The organism is Candidatus Manganitrophus noduliformans (genome assembly GCF_012184425.1).
Lineage (GTDB): Bacteria > Nitrospirota > Nitrospiria > SBBL01 > Manganitrophaceae > Manganitrophus > Manganitrophus noduliformans.
Genome location: NZ_VTOW01000002.1, coordinates 593,826 through 608,684 on the forward strand (window position 1 = coordinate 593,826; position 14,859 = coordinate 608,684).

Annotated in this window: 13 protein-coding genes; all 13 read right to left on the reverse strand. The window is 54.8% G+C overall.

The window, feature by feature from the left end:
• Positions 1–7: 7 nt before the first annotated feature.
• Positions 8–1,843 (reverse strand): Fe-S protein assembly chaperone HscA, encoded by a 1,836-nt coding sequence (gene hscA, locus MNODULE_RS12095; RefSeq protein ID WP_168060112.1) that lies wholly within the window; start codon positions 1,841–1,843, stop codon positions 8–10.
• On the reverse strand, positions 1,844–2,530 hold the full coding sequence (gene hscB / locus MNODULE_RS12100) for a Fe-S protein assembly co-chaperone HscB (RefSeq protein WP_168060114.1): 687 nt from the start codon (positions 2,528–2,530) through the stop codon (positions 1,844–1,846).
• Positions 2,531–2,712: 182 nt separating this feature from the next.
• On the reverse strand, positions 2,713–3,063 hold the full coding sequence (locus MNODULE_RS12105) for a HesB/IscA family protein (protein ID WP_168060116.1): 351 nt from the start codon (positions 3,061–3,063) through the stop codon (positions 2,713–2,715).
• A gap of 14 nt (positions 3,064–3,077) precedes the next feature.
• The gene (gene iscU / locus MNODULE_RS12110) at positions 3,078–3,461 is read right to left on the reverse strand and encodes a Fe-S cluster assembly scaffold IscU (protein ID WP_168060118.1); all 384 of its coding nucleotides are present in this window, start codon (positions 3,459–3,461) and stop codon (positions 3,078–3,080) included.
• 30 nt (positions 3,462–3,491) lie between these two features.
• Positions 3,492–4,709, reverse strand: a complete 1,218-nt coding sequence (locus tag MNODULE_RS12115; RefSeq protein ID WP_272953259.1) for an IscS subfamily cysteine desulfurase — start codon at positions 4,707–4,709, stop codon at positions 3,492–3,494.
• Positions 4,710–4,728: 19 nt separating this feature from the next.
• Complete coding sequence (locus MNODULE_RS12120) at positions 4,729–5,160, reverse strand: RrF2 family transcriptional regulator (protein ID WP_168060120.1); 432 nt, start codon at positions 5,158–5,160, stop codon at positions 4,729–4,731.
• A 117-nt stretch (positions 5,161–5,277) separates the two neighbouring features.
• A complete protein-coding gene (locus MNODULE_RS12125) occupies positions 5,278–6,789 on the reverse strand; it encodes a DUF4388 domain-containing protein (protein ID WP_168060122.1) in 1,512 nt (503 codons plus the stop codon).
• Between the two features lie 5 nt (positions 6,790–6,794).
• Positions 6,795–7,718, reverse strand: a complete 924-nt coding sequence (gene secF, locus MNODULE_RS12130) for a protein translocase subunit SecF (protein WP_168060124.1) — start codon at positions 7,716–7,718, stop codon at positions 6,795–6,797.
• Positions 7,719–7,764: 46 nt separating this feature from the next.
• The gene (secD, locus tag MNODULE_RS12135) at positions 7,765–9,399 is read right to left on the reverse strand and encodes a protein translocase subunit SecD (protein WP_168060126.1); all 1,635 of its coding nucleotides are present in this window, start codon (positions 9,397–9,399) and stop codon (positions 7,765–7,767) included.
• A complete protein-coding gene (yajC, locus tag MNODULE_RS12140) occupies positions 9,396–9,746 on the reverse strand; it encodes a preprotein translocase subunit YajC (RefSeq protein WP_238339465.1) in 351 nt (116 codons plus the stop codon). The genes secD and yajC overlap by 4 nt, the downstream gene beginning before the upstream one ends.
• A gap of 53 nt (positions 9,747–9,799) precedes the next feature.
• Entirely contained in the window at positions 9,800–10,984 is a 1,185-nt protein-coding gene (gene tgt / locus MNODULE_RS12145) for a tRNA guanosine(34) transglycosylase Tgt (RefSeq protein ID WP_168060128.1), read from the reverse strand.
• Positions 10,984–12,660, reverse strand: coding sequence for an arginine--tRNA ligase (gene argS, locus MNODULE_RS12150; protein WP_168060130.1), 1,677 nt, complete (start codon positions 12,658–12,660; stop codon positions 10,984–10,986). Before argS ends, tgt begins: the two co-directional genes overlap by 1 nt.
• 156 nt (positions 12,661–12,816) lie before the next feature.
• Entirely contained in the window at positions 12,817–14,850 is a 2,034-nt protein-coding gene (locus MNODULE_RS12155) for a monovalent cation:proton antiporter family protein (RefSeq protein ID WP_168060132.1), read from the reverse strand.
• Positions 14,851–14,859 lie beyond the last annotated feature (9 nt).

Sequence of the window (14,859 nt, forward strand, 5' to 3'; positions counted from 1 at the left end):
TCTCTTTCTATAAATCAGAGAGCTTCTTTTCCTGAAGCGCCTCTTTCAATGTTTGATTCATCAGCATTTCGGCAAGCTGCTTCGTCGACTGATCGAGCCGGTCGAGCGCTTCGCGGACGCGATGATGATCATTTCCGTTCATCGCCTCTTTTAAACCGGCCATGCTTTTTTCGATTTCCGCTTTTTCGGCCGGATCGATCAAGGCCGCCCCCTGGGAGAGGGCCTTCTCGGCGTGACGCAGCACCGACTCCGCTTCGTTTCGCGCTTCGATGAACATCCGTTCGTTGAGATCCGCACGGGCGTGCTCGATCGAATCGGAGATCATCTTTTCGACTTCTCCATCGGTCAATCCATAAGTCGGCTTCACCTCGATCGACTGCGCCTTCCCGCTCCTTAACTCCTTGGCGGTCACATTGAGGATGCCGTTCGCGTCGATCATGAAGGTCACCTCAATCCTCGGAATGCCGGCCGGCATCGGATCGATCTCGGTCAGATTGAATTTCGCAAGGCTTCGGCAATCTTTCACCAACTCCCGCTCCCCCTGGACGACATGAATCGAGACCGACTTCTGCCCGTCCACAAAAGTCGTGAACGACTCCTTTGCGCTCGTCGGGATCGTGGTATTTCTCGGAATCAGCCGACTGACGACCCCTCCCATCGTCTCAATCCCCAGCGAGAGCGGGGTCACATCGAGCAGGAGCATGTTCGTAATGCCGCCGGCCAAGATGTCGGCCTGGACCGCGGCGCCCAGCGCCACCACCTCATCGGGGTTCAGCTCGCTGTGAGGGGTCTTCTTGAAGAGATCGGCGACCTTTTCTCGCACCAGCGGAATCCGGGTCGATCCGCCGACCAGAATCACCTCATCGACCTGTTCCGGTTTGAGCTGCGCATCGGCCAGCGCCTGACGGCACGGCCCCAAGGTCTTCTCGACGAAGCCGTTGATCAGTGCATCGAACTCGGTCCGTGAAATCGTCCGGCGATAGTCGATCTTCTTATCTGGAAAAGAGAGCGCAATCTCCGCCTTCTCTTCAAATGAGAGCCGGCACTTGGCTTCCTCCGACGCCAACCGGATCTCCTGAAGAACATCGGGCGAGTTGGAAAGATCGGTTCCGCTCTGAGCCGTGATCTCGCGAGCGATCAGGAGCATCAGCTGTCGATCGACATCATCTCCCCCCAGATGGGTATCGCCGTTGGTCGAAAGAACCTCGAAGATGCCGTTTTTGATCTTCAGGATAGAAACATCGAACGTTCCCCCGCCCAGATCGTAGACGACGATCGTTCCCTCTTTCTTCTTCTGGAGTCCATAAGCGAGCGATGCAGCGGTCGGCTCATTGACGATTCGAAGGACTTCAAGCCCGGCGATCTTCCCGGCGTCTTTGGTCGCCTGCCGCTGGCTGTCGTTGAAATAGGCCGGAACGGTGATGACCGCCTGGCGCACCGGCTCTTTGAAGAACGCCTCCGCCCGCTGCTTCAGCTCTCTCAAGATAAAGGCGGAGATCTCCGGGGGGGTATAAAGCTTCCCGGCGACGGAAATCCGGACGACCTCCTGCTGCCCTCCCGAGAGCGCGTACGGAACGAAGGATCGATCGCCGCCGACATCTTCCATCCCCTTTCCCATGAAACGCTTGATCGAATAAATCGTTCGATCCGGGTGGGTGATCAGATGTTTCTTCGCCTCTTCCCCGACGATCACGCCGTCCGGCCGGCCCTCCCATCCAAACGAGACAACGGAGGGGAGAATGACCCTCCCTTGCGCGTCCGAAATAACCCGAGGAGTCCCGTTCTCCATGTAACCCACCAGGCTGTTTGTGGTTCCCAGATCGATTCCAACCACTCTCGGCATTTAATTCCCTTTCTCCAACTTTTCAATTCCGGTTTGAATGTCGTTCAACACCCGTTCCAAATAGGCGCGGCGCGACAGAATCTGTTTCATCTCGGAGAGAAGCCGCCGCTGCGCTTGCGTGATTTCCTCTTCTTTCGATTCCTCTTGAAGTCGGTCCCACTCCGTAGCGAGCTTCTCCAGCGCCCGCTCTCCCTCACTCTGAATCTGTCCAAAACGGGCTTGCTCGCGCTCGAGGGCATCGACGAGTCCCCCTCTTTGGGCCGAATCACCCGGCGCTTCTTTGACCCCCTCCAATAACTCTTGCAGCTCTAAAATCTCATCGAAAAGATCGGCCGGCGCCTCCGTTGAAACGGCGCTCCCCCCGTCGACCCGCCCGATCAGATATTCCGTCCTTTGAATCGGATCTCTGAGCGTTCGATAAGCTTTGTTCACCAGCGCCGAGTTCTCAAGACTGATCGCCTGCTCTTCCGAAGATTTCTTTTGATAGAAATCGGGATGAAACTTGCGGCTCAATTCATAAAATGTCGCTTCGAGCCGGGCAAGATCGATCTTCAAACGAGGCCCGATCCCGAACAAGGTGAAATAGTCGATTGTTTCCGGAAATCGTTGCAGAACCGCGCATCGGTCGCAGGCATAAAGCGACTCGACCGGGGCGCCGCAACTCCAGCAGGGTCTTCTTGTCGTCACTTCGGACGTTCTGGACAACTTCAATTAGAAAATCCCAGATCCATAAAATAGAACGGCCCCTCACGGGGCCTTTGTCAAGTTCACAATCACGCCTTTTCACGGCCGCTGCCTGATACTTCAGACCTCAGACCGTCGAGCGCGCCGCTCCGGCTCTGCTCCGTTCTCCTGGTTTCATATGATTCTTAGGCGGAAAAGGATTCGCCACATCCACAGCTGCGCTTCGCATTCGGATTGAGGAATTTGAAGCCGCCCCCGACCAACTCTTTGCTGAAATCGAGCGTCGTTCCGGCAAGGTAAATGGCGCTCTTCTGATCGACGATCACCCGAAGGCCGTCCACCTCGAAAGAAGTATCGTGGGGGGTCGCCTCCGTTTCAAAATTCAGGTTATACGAGAGACCAGAACAGCCGCCCCCTTGCACGCCGACCCGCAAACCGACCTGACCGAGGTTTTTTTTCTCTATAATCTCTTTGACCGCCGCCACCGCATTCGGCGTAAGCGCAATTACCTGTTCCTGATTCGTTGTCGATTCCATCTTGCCTCCGTCTCTTAAGCCAGACTGTTTTTCTTCTTGTAATCGGCAATGGCGGCTTTGATCGCATCTTCCGCCAACACCGAGCAATGAATCTTGACCGGGGGCAGATTCAGTTCGTTGACGATGTCGGTATTCTTGATTTGCGTCGCCTGATCCAGCGTCTTTCCCTTGATCATCTCCGTCGCCAAGCTCGAACTGGCGATGGCGCTGCCGCAGCCAAATGTCTTGAATTTGGCATCTTCGATGACGCCGTTGTTCACTTTCAGCTGAAGCTTCATCACATCTCCGCACTCCGGCGCGCCGACAACCCCCGTTCCGACTTCAGGATCGGTTTTATCCAACGATCCGACATTCCGAGGGTTATTGTAATGGTCGATCACTTTATTGCTGTATGCCATTTCGAATCTCCTCCACCGTTGGAAATAGATTTAATGTTGTGTCCACTGAACATTCTTGAGATCGATCCCCTCTTTTGCCATTTCATAGAGAGGAGACATCTCTCGAAGCCGTCGAACCGTCTCGACCACGCGTTGAACGACGTAGTCGACTTCTTCGTTCGTATTGAAACGTCCCAATCCAAACCGGAGAGAAGAATGGGCCAAATCGCTTCCAACCCCCAAGGAGCGTAGAACATAGGACGGCTCCAACGTGGCGGTGGTGCAGGCCGAGCCTGAGGAAAGGGCGATCTCTTTCAAGCCCATCAAAAGCGACTCTCCTTCGACATACGCAAAACTCATATTGAGATTACCCGGCAGCCTTTGACTCGGATCTCCATTCAAATAAACCTCATCCAATCCCTTGAGAATCCCCTCTCTGAGTCGTTCCCGCAGCTGGGTGAGGCGGGCCGATTCTTCAACCATCTCTTTGTCGGAAAGCTCGCACGCTTTTCCAAAACCGACGATCCCGGGAACATTGAGCGTACCCGATCGCATCCCCCGTTCATGCCCTCCGCCGTCGATAATCGGCGCGATTCGGACACGCGGATTTTTCTTTCTCACGTAAAGCGCGCCGATTCCCTTGGGACCATACATCTTGTGGGCCGACAAGGCCATCACATCGATTCCCATCGCCTGAACATCCACCGGAATTTTGCCGACCCCCTGGGCCGCATCGCAATGAAAAATAACCCCTCGCTCCTTGGCAATTTTGCCGATTTCGGCCACCGGCTGGATCACGCCGATTTCATTGTTTGCCATCATCACCGAGATCAGGATCGTCTTTTCGGTGATGGCCGCTTTGAGCAGATCGAGATCGACCATCCCATCGGCCTTGACCGGAAGATAAGTGACTTCATATCCCATCTTCTCTAGACGTTTGCAGCTGTCCAAAACCGCCTTGTGTTCGGTGACCACCGTAATAATGTGGTTCCCCTTCTCCCGATACATCTCGGCGACCCCTTTGAGGGCCAGATTGTCCGACTCGGTTGCGCCGCTGGTGAAGATAATTTCTTTCGGATCACAATGAATCAGATGAGCGATCTGTTCGCGTGCCTGATCGACCGCTTTTTCGGCTTCCCAGCCAAACGCATGATTTCGACTGGCGGCATTACCGAACTTTTCGACAAAATAGGGAAGCATCGCTTCCAGAACACGGGGGTCCATCGGCGTGGTCGAATGATTATCCATGAAAATAGGGAATTTCAACATAAACTCCTCTAGTAAACGGTCAGCGAACCGTAATTTCTTCGATGACTTCCTCTCGATACATCTGATCGAGGGTCGTCTTATCTAAAAGCTCGATAATTTTGCTCTCAATCCTACGAAGTGGGCTTCGGACAGTACACCGTTCCGTTTGTAAACACGTATTCTCACCATCATGGCAACGGATAATTTGGACGGGACCCTCAATTGCCCGGATCACCTCGCCCACGGTGATCAACGCGGGTTCTTTGGCAAGTATATACCCTCCCTTCGGTCCATTCTGGCTGAGGATGATTCCTTTTTTTGCAAGCCTCTGTAGTATTTTTGCTAACAATTCCAATGGAATATTATATATTTCCGAGATCGTTCGGGTATTTGCGATGAACTCTTCTCCTTGACAGGACATATAATTGATTGCCATGAGCGCATAGTCTGTTTTTTTTGTTAGTTTTAACATACTGCTCTCTGAAAGGAGAATCGCCGACCGTTTTAATCGGCGACTGGTTTTGTCGGATATAAACATAACATAGCACTTTACCCATGTCAACCGAAAATTCATGGCCGGTTTACAAAATTAGGGATGGAGTTTTTCGATTTCCGCTTTTGCGATTTTATTAATTGGATCTCTTTTGAGGGCTTCTGAGAAGGAAGTCATCGCCTTCTGTGTCAACCCGGTCTTGCTGTAGATCAGACCTAACTCGACATGGAATTCCGTCCTGGTGGGATCCAAGGCGACCCCTTTTTTTAGAATTTCTGCTGCATCGCGCAGCTTGCCTGGAATGCGCGCCATTGCTTGACCGTATCGCAAGTAATAGACGGCTTTATCGATTCTTTCCGGCATCTTATTAATCGCTTCCTGGAAGAAGTAGCAGGCATCCCGAAGATCCCCTTTCTCGAGCGCGGCCTCTCCACGCGCAAAAAAATCGCGATGCGTCGGCTCCGCCTGTTTCTGATTTTGTTTTCCATTTGCCAGCTCGGAATCGTAGGCCTTCCTCTTCTTTTCTACCAAGAGCGTGTCGTAGGCCTGGGTGATCCGGACGAAGAGGCTTTCCAATTCTTTTTTTACCTGACCCATTTCGGCTTCAAAGTGACGATCCGGATGGTATTCCTTTGCCAGCCTAAAATAAGCCTTCTTAATCTCGTCTCGACCCGCCGAGGGGGTCACCTTTAATATTTCGTAATAATTCTGATTCTCCATCTGCAGGTAAGCTTCACGAATCTTTTGGACGGTCGCCTCTTTCTCCTCGTCGAAAAAAGCTTGCTTTAGAACTTCTTCTTCGGCGGCAGGAGGCGCCTCTTCCGTTTCTTTTTGATGATCTTGATGATGGTCCTGCCAATCGACTTTTTCGGCCCCTTCCGTTTTCTGGAAAGCCGGCGATAAAATCCCCGCCGTGATAAAAAAATAGAGCACCCGGGCGCAGTCCATGGATGACATCGTTGATTCGCAAAGAACGTCACGCAGAGTCCGCTCCCCGTTTACCAAACGGAGGAGGTCACGCTCTGCCGCGCTAAGGTTCACACTCTGAAACAGAGAGCGGGGATCGGTGGAGAGGTGTAGGACACTATTGAGTGGAGGAAGGTCGTGGATCAACCGGTTCCAGTCCTGGATCCGCTTGATCCCATCCAGGATAATATCCCCGGTGCTGATCTGAAGCGTGATCACCTCCTCCGAAGGGAGCGGTCCTTCTATAAATTCATAATCTCCTTCGACCCAGGTGAAAGGGCTCAAAACGATTTCTCTTACCTGGAAAACCACCCCTTCGAAGAGATCCTTCGGAGCGATAAAGCCCTGTTCAACCAAGATCGTCCCTTGCCGCTTCCCGGTCTTCTTCAAAAGATCGACGGAGATCTCGTACTGTTTAAAGTTGATCTTCCCGGTTTTCAGGAGCACCTCTCCCAGGCGGTCATCAGAGTAGAGTGAAGAGGCAAAAATAATGTCCCCCTCCTGGATGAAGATCGATTTATTCAAATCGTTTCGTTTGAGGGTAAGAACGCCGGTTTTAAGCTCGCTTCGAAGGAGCTGCAGGAGGACCGGCAACCGGGTGTCCCGGAGCCGGCCGGAAGGGAGGATAGGCGGTGCGGTCATTGTTCTCAGCTCTGTGAAGAAGCTCTTTTCAACACCCTGGCTCTCTTTTCCCACAAGAGAAGCAGCGGGCTGGCGATAAACCAGGACGAGTAGGTCCCGATGACTAATCCAAACATCATTGCCAGGGCAAAATCATGGATGACCTCTCCGCCCAAGAAAAAGATGGCCAAGAGGACCAAAAAGGTGGTCACGCCGGTGATGAACGTCCGGGAGAGAACCTCATTAATAGAGCGGTTGATAATCTGATCGAAAGATTCCCTCTTCTGGAGCCTGAGATTTTCCCGAATACGATCAAACACAACCACCTTATCATTTAAAGAATAACCGGCGATGGTCAGCAGCGCGGTGACGATCAACAGGGTGATCTCTTTATTTAAAACGAAGAAGATCCCGAGAACCGTCAGAACATCGTGAAAGGTGGCGAGGGTCGCTGTGACGCCGAATCGAAATTCAAAACGGAAAGCGATATAAATAATGATTCCGATCATCGCGATCGCGATCGCCAACAACGCGTCCTTCTGAAGCTTTTGTCCGACGGTCGGTCCGATTTCGGTGCTGCTCTCCACCGTGAATTGATTCTCCGGAAATTTTTTGTTCAGCGCCTCCTGGACCTGCTCCACCACATTTTTCTGGACGATATCCTGTTTCAGCCGGACCAGCAGCTTATTCTGCGCGACGACTTCCTGAAGTTCAGCCCCTTTCACGCCGGCTTCTTCCAGGGCCGCTCTTGCCTCTTCTATTTGTATCGGCTTCTCAGACCTGAGTTGGATGGCAGCCCCCCCGGCAAAGTCGATCCCCAGATTCGCTTTTCCCTGCGAGATGAAAACCAGAGACGCGATCCCAAAAGCAAGCATCAACGCCGAGAGGGCGAAGGAGAAATAGCGTTTTCCGACAAAGTCGATATTTGTTTTTTTAAATACTTGGAACATAGACCTCCTCGTGCGATACGTCCGCAGGAAAAGAATGCCGGACACATCAGATGCTGAGCCGCTGCAGTTTCCACCGGCTATTGATAAAATCATAAACCACTTTGGTCCCGATCAATGCTGTAAAAAGATTGAACATCACGCCGAGGCTCAAGGTAACGGCGAAACCCTTGATCGGGCCCGTCCCGAAGAGAAAGAGGACGAAGGACGTAATGAGGGTCGTCACGTTGGAATCGAAGATGGAAGAGAACGCCTTGGTATAACCCGCGTCGACCGCCAGCCGGACCGGCTTTCCCGCCCGGAGTTCATCCCGAATCCGCTCGAAGATCAAGACATTCGCGTCGACCGACATCCCGATCGTCAAGATAATCCCGGCAATCCCCGGCAGGGTCAGGGTCGCATTGAGTGCGGCCATGGCCCCCAGCAACAAAACGATATTGAGGACCATCGTCAGGTCGGCCAACAAACCGGAGGCCCGGTAATAAACAACCATGAACGAGACGACCAGGAGGGTCCCGATCATCCCCGCCTTTAATCCATTCTCGACCGAATCTTGCCCCAGGGAGGGTCCCACGGTCACGTTCTGGATGATTTTTACCGGCGCCGGAAGCGCGCCGGCCCGGAGAACGATCGACAAGTCGTTCGCCTGATCCATCGTAAACGTGCCGCTGATCTGAGCCCGACCGCCGGAGATCCGCTCTTGGATCACCGGAGCGGAGTAGACCGTGTTATCGAGAACGATCGCCAAGCGCCGGCGTCTGTTCTCTTCCGTCACCTTCTCAAAGAGTCTTGCGCCGACCGGATCAAACGTAAGGGCGACATACGGCGTATTGAAGTCTCCGATCGACACCCGAGCGTCACTCAACAGATCACCCGACAGCGCGGCCTGGCGCTTGACCAAAAATGGCCGCTTCGTGACCTTGCCGGTCTCCTCGTTCACCATCCGCTCAAAGAGGATCTGATCGTCCGGAGGAATCTGGGCTTGATATTCCTGAACGAAAGCCGCTTCCTGGTCTGCCTCGATCTCAAGCGGGAACTGTCGCGCGATCGGGTTCTCATCGTCGACCAGCTTGAATTCGAGTTGGGCCGTCCGCCCGATCAATGCGATCGCCCGCTGCGGCTCTTTCACCCCCGGAAGCTGGACCAGAATCTCGTCAGCCCCTTGCTGCTGAATCAGCGGTTCGGTCACGCCGAATTGGTCGATTCGGTTTCGGATCGTCTCCAACGCCTGGGAGGTGGCCGACTCCAGAATTCGGTTGACCTCCGACTCCCGAAGGGTGAGGACCATCTCCCCCGAGCCCGATTGCTTCGTCGCCAGGTTGGGATAGTCCTCATCGAGGATTTTAGAAATCGCCTCCTTATTTTCCGGAGCAAAGGAGAGAAGGATATCCCTTCCTTCCCTTCGGATCGATTGAGCGGCCAGATTCTTCTCCTCCAACGATCTCTTGAGGCTCTCGGTGGTTCGCTCCACCGTGTTGTCGACCGCCTTTTCCCCTTCGACCTCCATCACCAAATGCATCCCCCCTTGGAGATCGAGCCCCAGGGTAATCCCCTTGTCCGGGAAAAACCGGCCCCACCAGGAGGGAAGCTTCGAGTAGAGCGGGGTCGACGGAAGGAAGAAAACGATCGAAACAAAGACCGTGAGCAGAATGAAAATCAAACGTCCGCGAATTCCTTTCTTCATTTCGCCCGCTCCTCGGCCCCTCCGGCCTCCGCGGTTTGAACCTCTTCAATGTAATTTCGTCCCACTTTCACGCGAACCCCCTCTGCAATCTGAATCGTCACGACATCCGGGGAAAGATTGGTCACCGTTCCGATGATCCCTCCCGTGGTCGTCACGCGGTCCCCTTTTTTGAGCGCCTCGATCATCGCCTTCCGTTTTTTCATCTTCTTTTGTTGAGGCATGACCAAAAGAAAATAAAAAATAACAAAGATTAAAATAAACGGGATAAAGGAGAGCATCGGATTTCCGGGCGCCGCCGGCGCTCCTCCCGCCTGTGCCCATGCATTTGATTCAAACCATTCCAGCAACGCAACCTCCTAGTAGTATATCCGGAATTAAAAAAATGGGGGGGTGAAAACACTCAGGCTTCCGGCTCCGCCCCTTCGATCTCCGGATTCCGCTTCTGATAGAATTCGTTTCGGAAACTCCCCAGCCTATCCTTCTCAATCGCCTGACGTAACCCCTCCATGAGGGTGAGATAATAATACAGGTTATGCAGAGTATTCAACCGAATTGCCAGGAGCTCTTTCGCCATGAAGAGATGCCGCAAGTAAGCCCGCGAAAAGTTTCGGCAGGTATAACAGCCGCAATCGGCGTCGAGCGGCCGGTCATCCTCCGTATACCGCGCGTTCTTGATATGAACTTCTCCGCGAGAGGTGAAGAGCGATCCGGTCCGGGCGTGCCGCGTCGGGAGGACGCAGTCGAACAGATCGATCCCCCGCATCACCCCCTCCACAAGATCTTCCGGTGTGCCGACCCCCATCAGATAACGGGGGAACGCCTCCGGAATGAGCGGAACCACTTCGTCTAGAATATGGAGCATCTGCTCCTGGGGCTCTCCCACCGAGAGACCCCCGACGGCGATCCCGTCGAATCCGATCTCCAGGAGACCTTCGGCCCCTTTTTTCCGAAGATCCTCATAAAAGCCCCCCTGAACGATACCGTAGAGGAACTGGTCCTCCCGTCGATGCGCCGCTTTGCAGCGGCGGGCCCAGTCGAGCGTCCGTTCGAGCGAGGCGGCCGTCTTTGCATAGTCCGACGGATAGGGCAGGCACTCATCGAAGGCCATGATGATGTCGGCCCCCAATCCTTCCTCGATCTCGATCGCCTTTTCCGGCGTAATAAAATGGCGCGAGCCGTCGAGATGAGACTGGAAGGTCACCCCCTCGTCGGTCACCTTCGTCAGAAGATTCAGGCTGAAGATTTGATAGCCGCCGCTGTCGGTGAGGATCGGCCGGTTCCAGCCGATGAAGGAGTGAAGACCCCCGCGCCGCGCGATAAATTCGTGCCCCGGTCGAAGATAAAGATGGTATGCATTTCCGAGGATGATCCGCGCGCCGAGCCGTTCGAGATCTTCGGGAGACATCCCCTTGACGCTTCCCAACGTTCCGACCGGCATGAAGGCGGGGGTCTGAATCTCGCCGTGGAAGGTCCGGACCACCCCGCGCCGCGCCGGTGTCCCCTCGGAGCGGTGAAGGAGCCGGAAATGCTCCCCAGCGAGTCCCTCTTTTTTCTCGGTCGCCGTATCGATTTCAATCCGCTCCATTACATCCGCTCCGGCGCGCGCACCCCTAAAATGGCCAGGGCATTCCTCAAGACGATCTGGACCGCCGCCATCAAAACCAGCCGGGCGCGCGTTCGGGGAAGATCCTCCGTCACCACGCGATGATCGAAGTAATACCGGTGGAGCATTCCCGCCAACTCCTGAAGGTAGAAGGTCAATCGGTGAGGCTCCAATACCTCCGCGGCCGATTGAAGAAGGTCGGGATAATTGGAGAGCTGTTTGATCAGCGCCTGCTCCTCCGGAAGATCCAAAACCGTCAGGTCGGCCAATTTTACATTTTGGATTTCCGTTTCCACATTCAGTCCCCGCTCGGTCGCCACGCGGAGGATGCTGCAGACGCGGGCATGGGCGTACTGGACGTAGTAGACCGGATTTTCGGTAGAAGCCTTCTTGGCCAAATCGAGATCGAAATCGAGCGACGTATCGGATCGGCGCATCAAAAAAAAGAACCGGGTCGCATCGACCCCCACCTCATCCATCACCTCTCTTAACGTCACGAACTCACCGGAGCGCTTCGACATCGCCACCGGCTTTCCTTCGCGGAGGAGATTGACCAATTGGTGGATCAGAATATCAAGCCGATCGGGAGAATAGCCCATGGCGGCGGCGACCGCTTTGACCCGGGCAATGTAGCCGTGATGGTCGGCTCCCCAGATGTCGATCAGCCGATCATATCCCCGCTCGAATTTGTTCCGGTGATAAGCGATGTCGGAGGCGAAATAGGTCATCTGCCGATTGCTCCGCATCACCACCCGGTCTTTATCATCCCCAAAGCGGGTCGTCGCGACCCAAAGGGCGCCGTCCTGCTCATAGAGCACCCCCGCCGATTTCAGGAATTCAAGGGAGGCATCGACCTCTTTGTTCCGGTAAAGATCTTCTTCGGGAAACCACCGATCGAAGCGAACACCGAATTGATCCAAGTCCCGCCGGATCCATCCGAGGATCGTCTGGTAACTCGTCCGGACGAAAAAAGGAAGGTGCTCCTCCTCGGAACCGGTCAGATACCGGTCCCCGGCTGATTTCTTGATCTCCTCGGCAATCTCGATAACATAACTACCCCGGTAACTCTCGTCCGGAAGGGTCACCTTTTCGCCGAAGAGCTCCCGGTAACGAAGATAAGTGGAGCGGCCCAACAGGGTCATCTGATTGCCGACATCATTAATATAATATTCCCGGTCCACCTGGTAACCGACCGCCTGGAGAAGAAGGGCCAATGCATCCCCCAATGCGGCCGCCCGGCCGTGCGCGACATGGAGCGGGCCGGTCGGATTGGCGCTGACGAACTCGATCTGGACCTTCTTTCCCCCCCCAATTGACGTCTGACCGTATCGGCCTTTCTTCTCTCGGATGTCAAGGAGGCTTTGATACCAGTGGTTCTTGCTCAGGAAAAAATTGATATAACCGGGGCCGGCGATTTCGATCTTTTCGATCAGCGGGGAGCGTCCCTGGAGCAGGGCGACTAAATCCGAGGCGATTTCCCGCGGCGGACGACCCTCTTCCTTTGAAAGAGAAAGGGCCAACGTCGTTGCAAAATCCCCCTGCCCCTCCCGCTTCGGGACCTCCAAAATAATCTGAACGCTCTTCCCCTGTTTGAGCTTTCCCTGCTTTCGGGCCTCCGCGATGACCTCCGTCAGGAGACCCGTTAATATGGCTTTCATCGATTCTTCCCGGCATGTATGAAGCCGCCGTGAACAGGCGGCCGACCTTTTATTCTCGGCGAGCGACCTTCACTTGAAGCGCTGAAGAAAAAAGGAAAAACAAGCTTTTGAGTATAGCGGATCTGTTTGAAAAGTCAACTCTCCGGGTCGATTTCTTCAGGAAACGCTCTTGATGCCGAATAGAATTCGCCGCGCCTCCTCGAGCTGATGGTGATCCCCGAGGAGGAGAAGTTTATCGCCGGCCCGGAGCTCCTCGCTCGGATCGGGATTGATGATCCGATCTCCATTCCGCTCGATCACGATAATACTCGCCCCCGTTCTGCTCCGGAGCTGGAGCTCGCTGATCAGTTTTCCGGAGGCCGAGGATCGCTCCAGGATCGAGAGGGTATCCAACTCTACCTCCTTCAAATTCGCCAGCAGCGGAAGAGACAAGCCCTCCGAAGGATGGGGCGGCAAGGGGGACCAGACCTCGTCCAGGGCGACTTGGGCCAGATTGTGGATTCGAGAGAGCTTCCGCCAAAGCAATGACGAGACCGCGGCGATCAAAATCAGAGAGACAAAGAGGACCGGCCAGGGAGGAAGGAAAGTGGCGCTGATCAGAAGGATCCAAAGCGCCAGGAAAACGGTTCCTCCAAACAGAATGGTATTAGCAATCGTGGTTCGGATCGCCGGAGCCCGGACCCCTGCGCCGCTGCGGCGGACGCTGATCTCGGCAAGAAGGAAACCCAACGATTGAAACTTTCGGAAGGTGGCGAGAAGCGGAACAAGGGTGATCAGAAGGGTGATCAACCAGACCAGCGCCTTGGCCCCTCCGATCCACTCGGGGAGCCAGGGCGCTTCAATTCGTTTGGCCAGGTAGGCGGCCACCAAAAAGGCGCCGGTAATCAAGGCCATGTTCAAACCGATCTGCCAGGCCAGCCGCCGGGCGAGACGCTTCGCCTGGCTTCGTTCGGCGGTGTTTCCGAGCCGTTTGATCCAGTCGGCGTAGAGGCTCAAAGAGCCGACCAGCGTCCTGGGGGCGGTTCGATCGAACCAATTGACAAACCCGTCTGCGCTTCGGATGAAAAAAGGGGTCAGGAGTGTCGTCGCCGCGGAGACGGTCACCGCGATCGGATAGAGAAATTGGCTGGTGACATTGAGCGTAATGCCGAGCGAGGCGATGATGAAAGAGAACTCCCCGATCTGCGCCAGGCCCATTCCGACCCGCATCGAGGTACGAAGGTCATGCCCCGCGATGAGGGTTCCGACCGTACAGGTCACGATTTTCCCGGCCACCACGACAAGCGTAATGACGATAATCGGGGTCATATACTCCGCCAGGAGGGCCGGGTTGATCTGCATGCCGATCGCCACGAAGAAGACGGCGCTGAACATATCCCGCACCGGGGCGACCAGATGCTCGATCTTGCCGATCTCCCTCGCCTCCGCGATGATCGCGCCGATCATAAAAGCGCCGAGCGCGATGCTGTAGCCGAACTTCACCGCCAACAATGAGAATCCGAAGCAGAGCCCGAGAACGGTGACCAAGAGCATTTCATTGCTTCTGTATCGGGCGACGTACCGGAGGAGCCGCGGCACCGCCAGCAAACCGAAGACAAGCGCGACCACCAGAAAGATCGCCAACTGCCCCGCCGTGAGCAACACCTCCGTCAACTGCAGTGAACCGGTCACGGCGACCGTTGAAAGCAGCGCGATGATCATGATCGCGAGGATATCCTCGACGATCAGAATCCCGAAGATCATCTGGGCGAATTTCTCCTTGGTTTTCCCGAGCTCTTCAAGCGCCTTCAAAATAATGGTCGTGGAGGAGATCGAAAGGATCGCGCCGAGAAACAGGGAGTCCATCTTTCCCCAGCCGAAAAGCTGCCCCACCTCGTAGCCGAGCCAGACCATCACGAGGATCTCCAATATCGCGGCGCTCAGCGCCGCGCTCCCCACCTGTTTGAGTTTCCGAAGATTGAAGTCGAGTCCGAGGGCGAACATCAGAAAGATGACCCCTAACTGCGCGAGCGTCTCGATCGAGGCCTCATCGCTGATGAGCGGATAGGGAGGGGTATGCGGACTGATGATGAACCCGGCAAGGATATACCCGAGCACCACCGGAAGGCGGAACCGGTGGAAAAAAACCGTCACCAGACCCGACACGATCATGACAACGGCTAAATCTTGTAGAAGAATAATGTCCCGCATGGCCCTCCG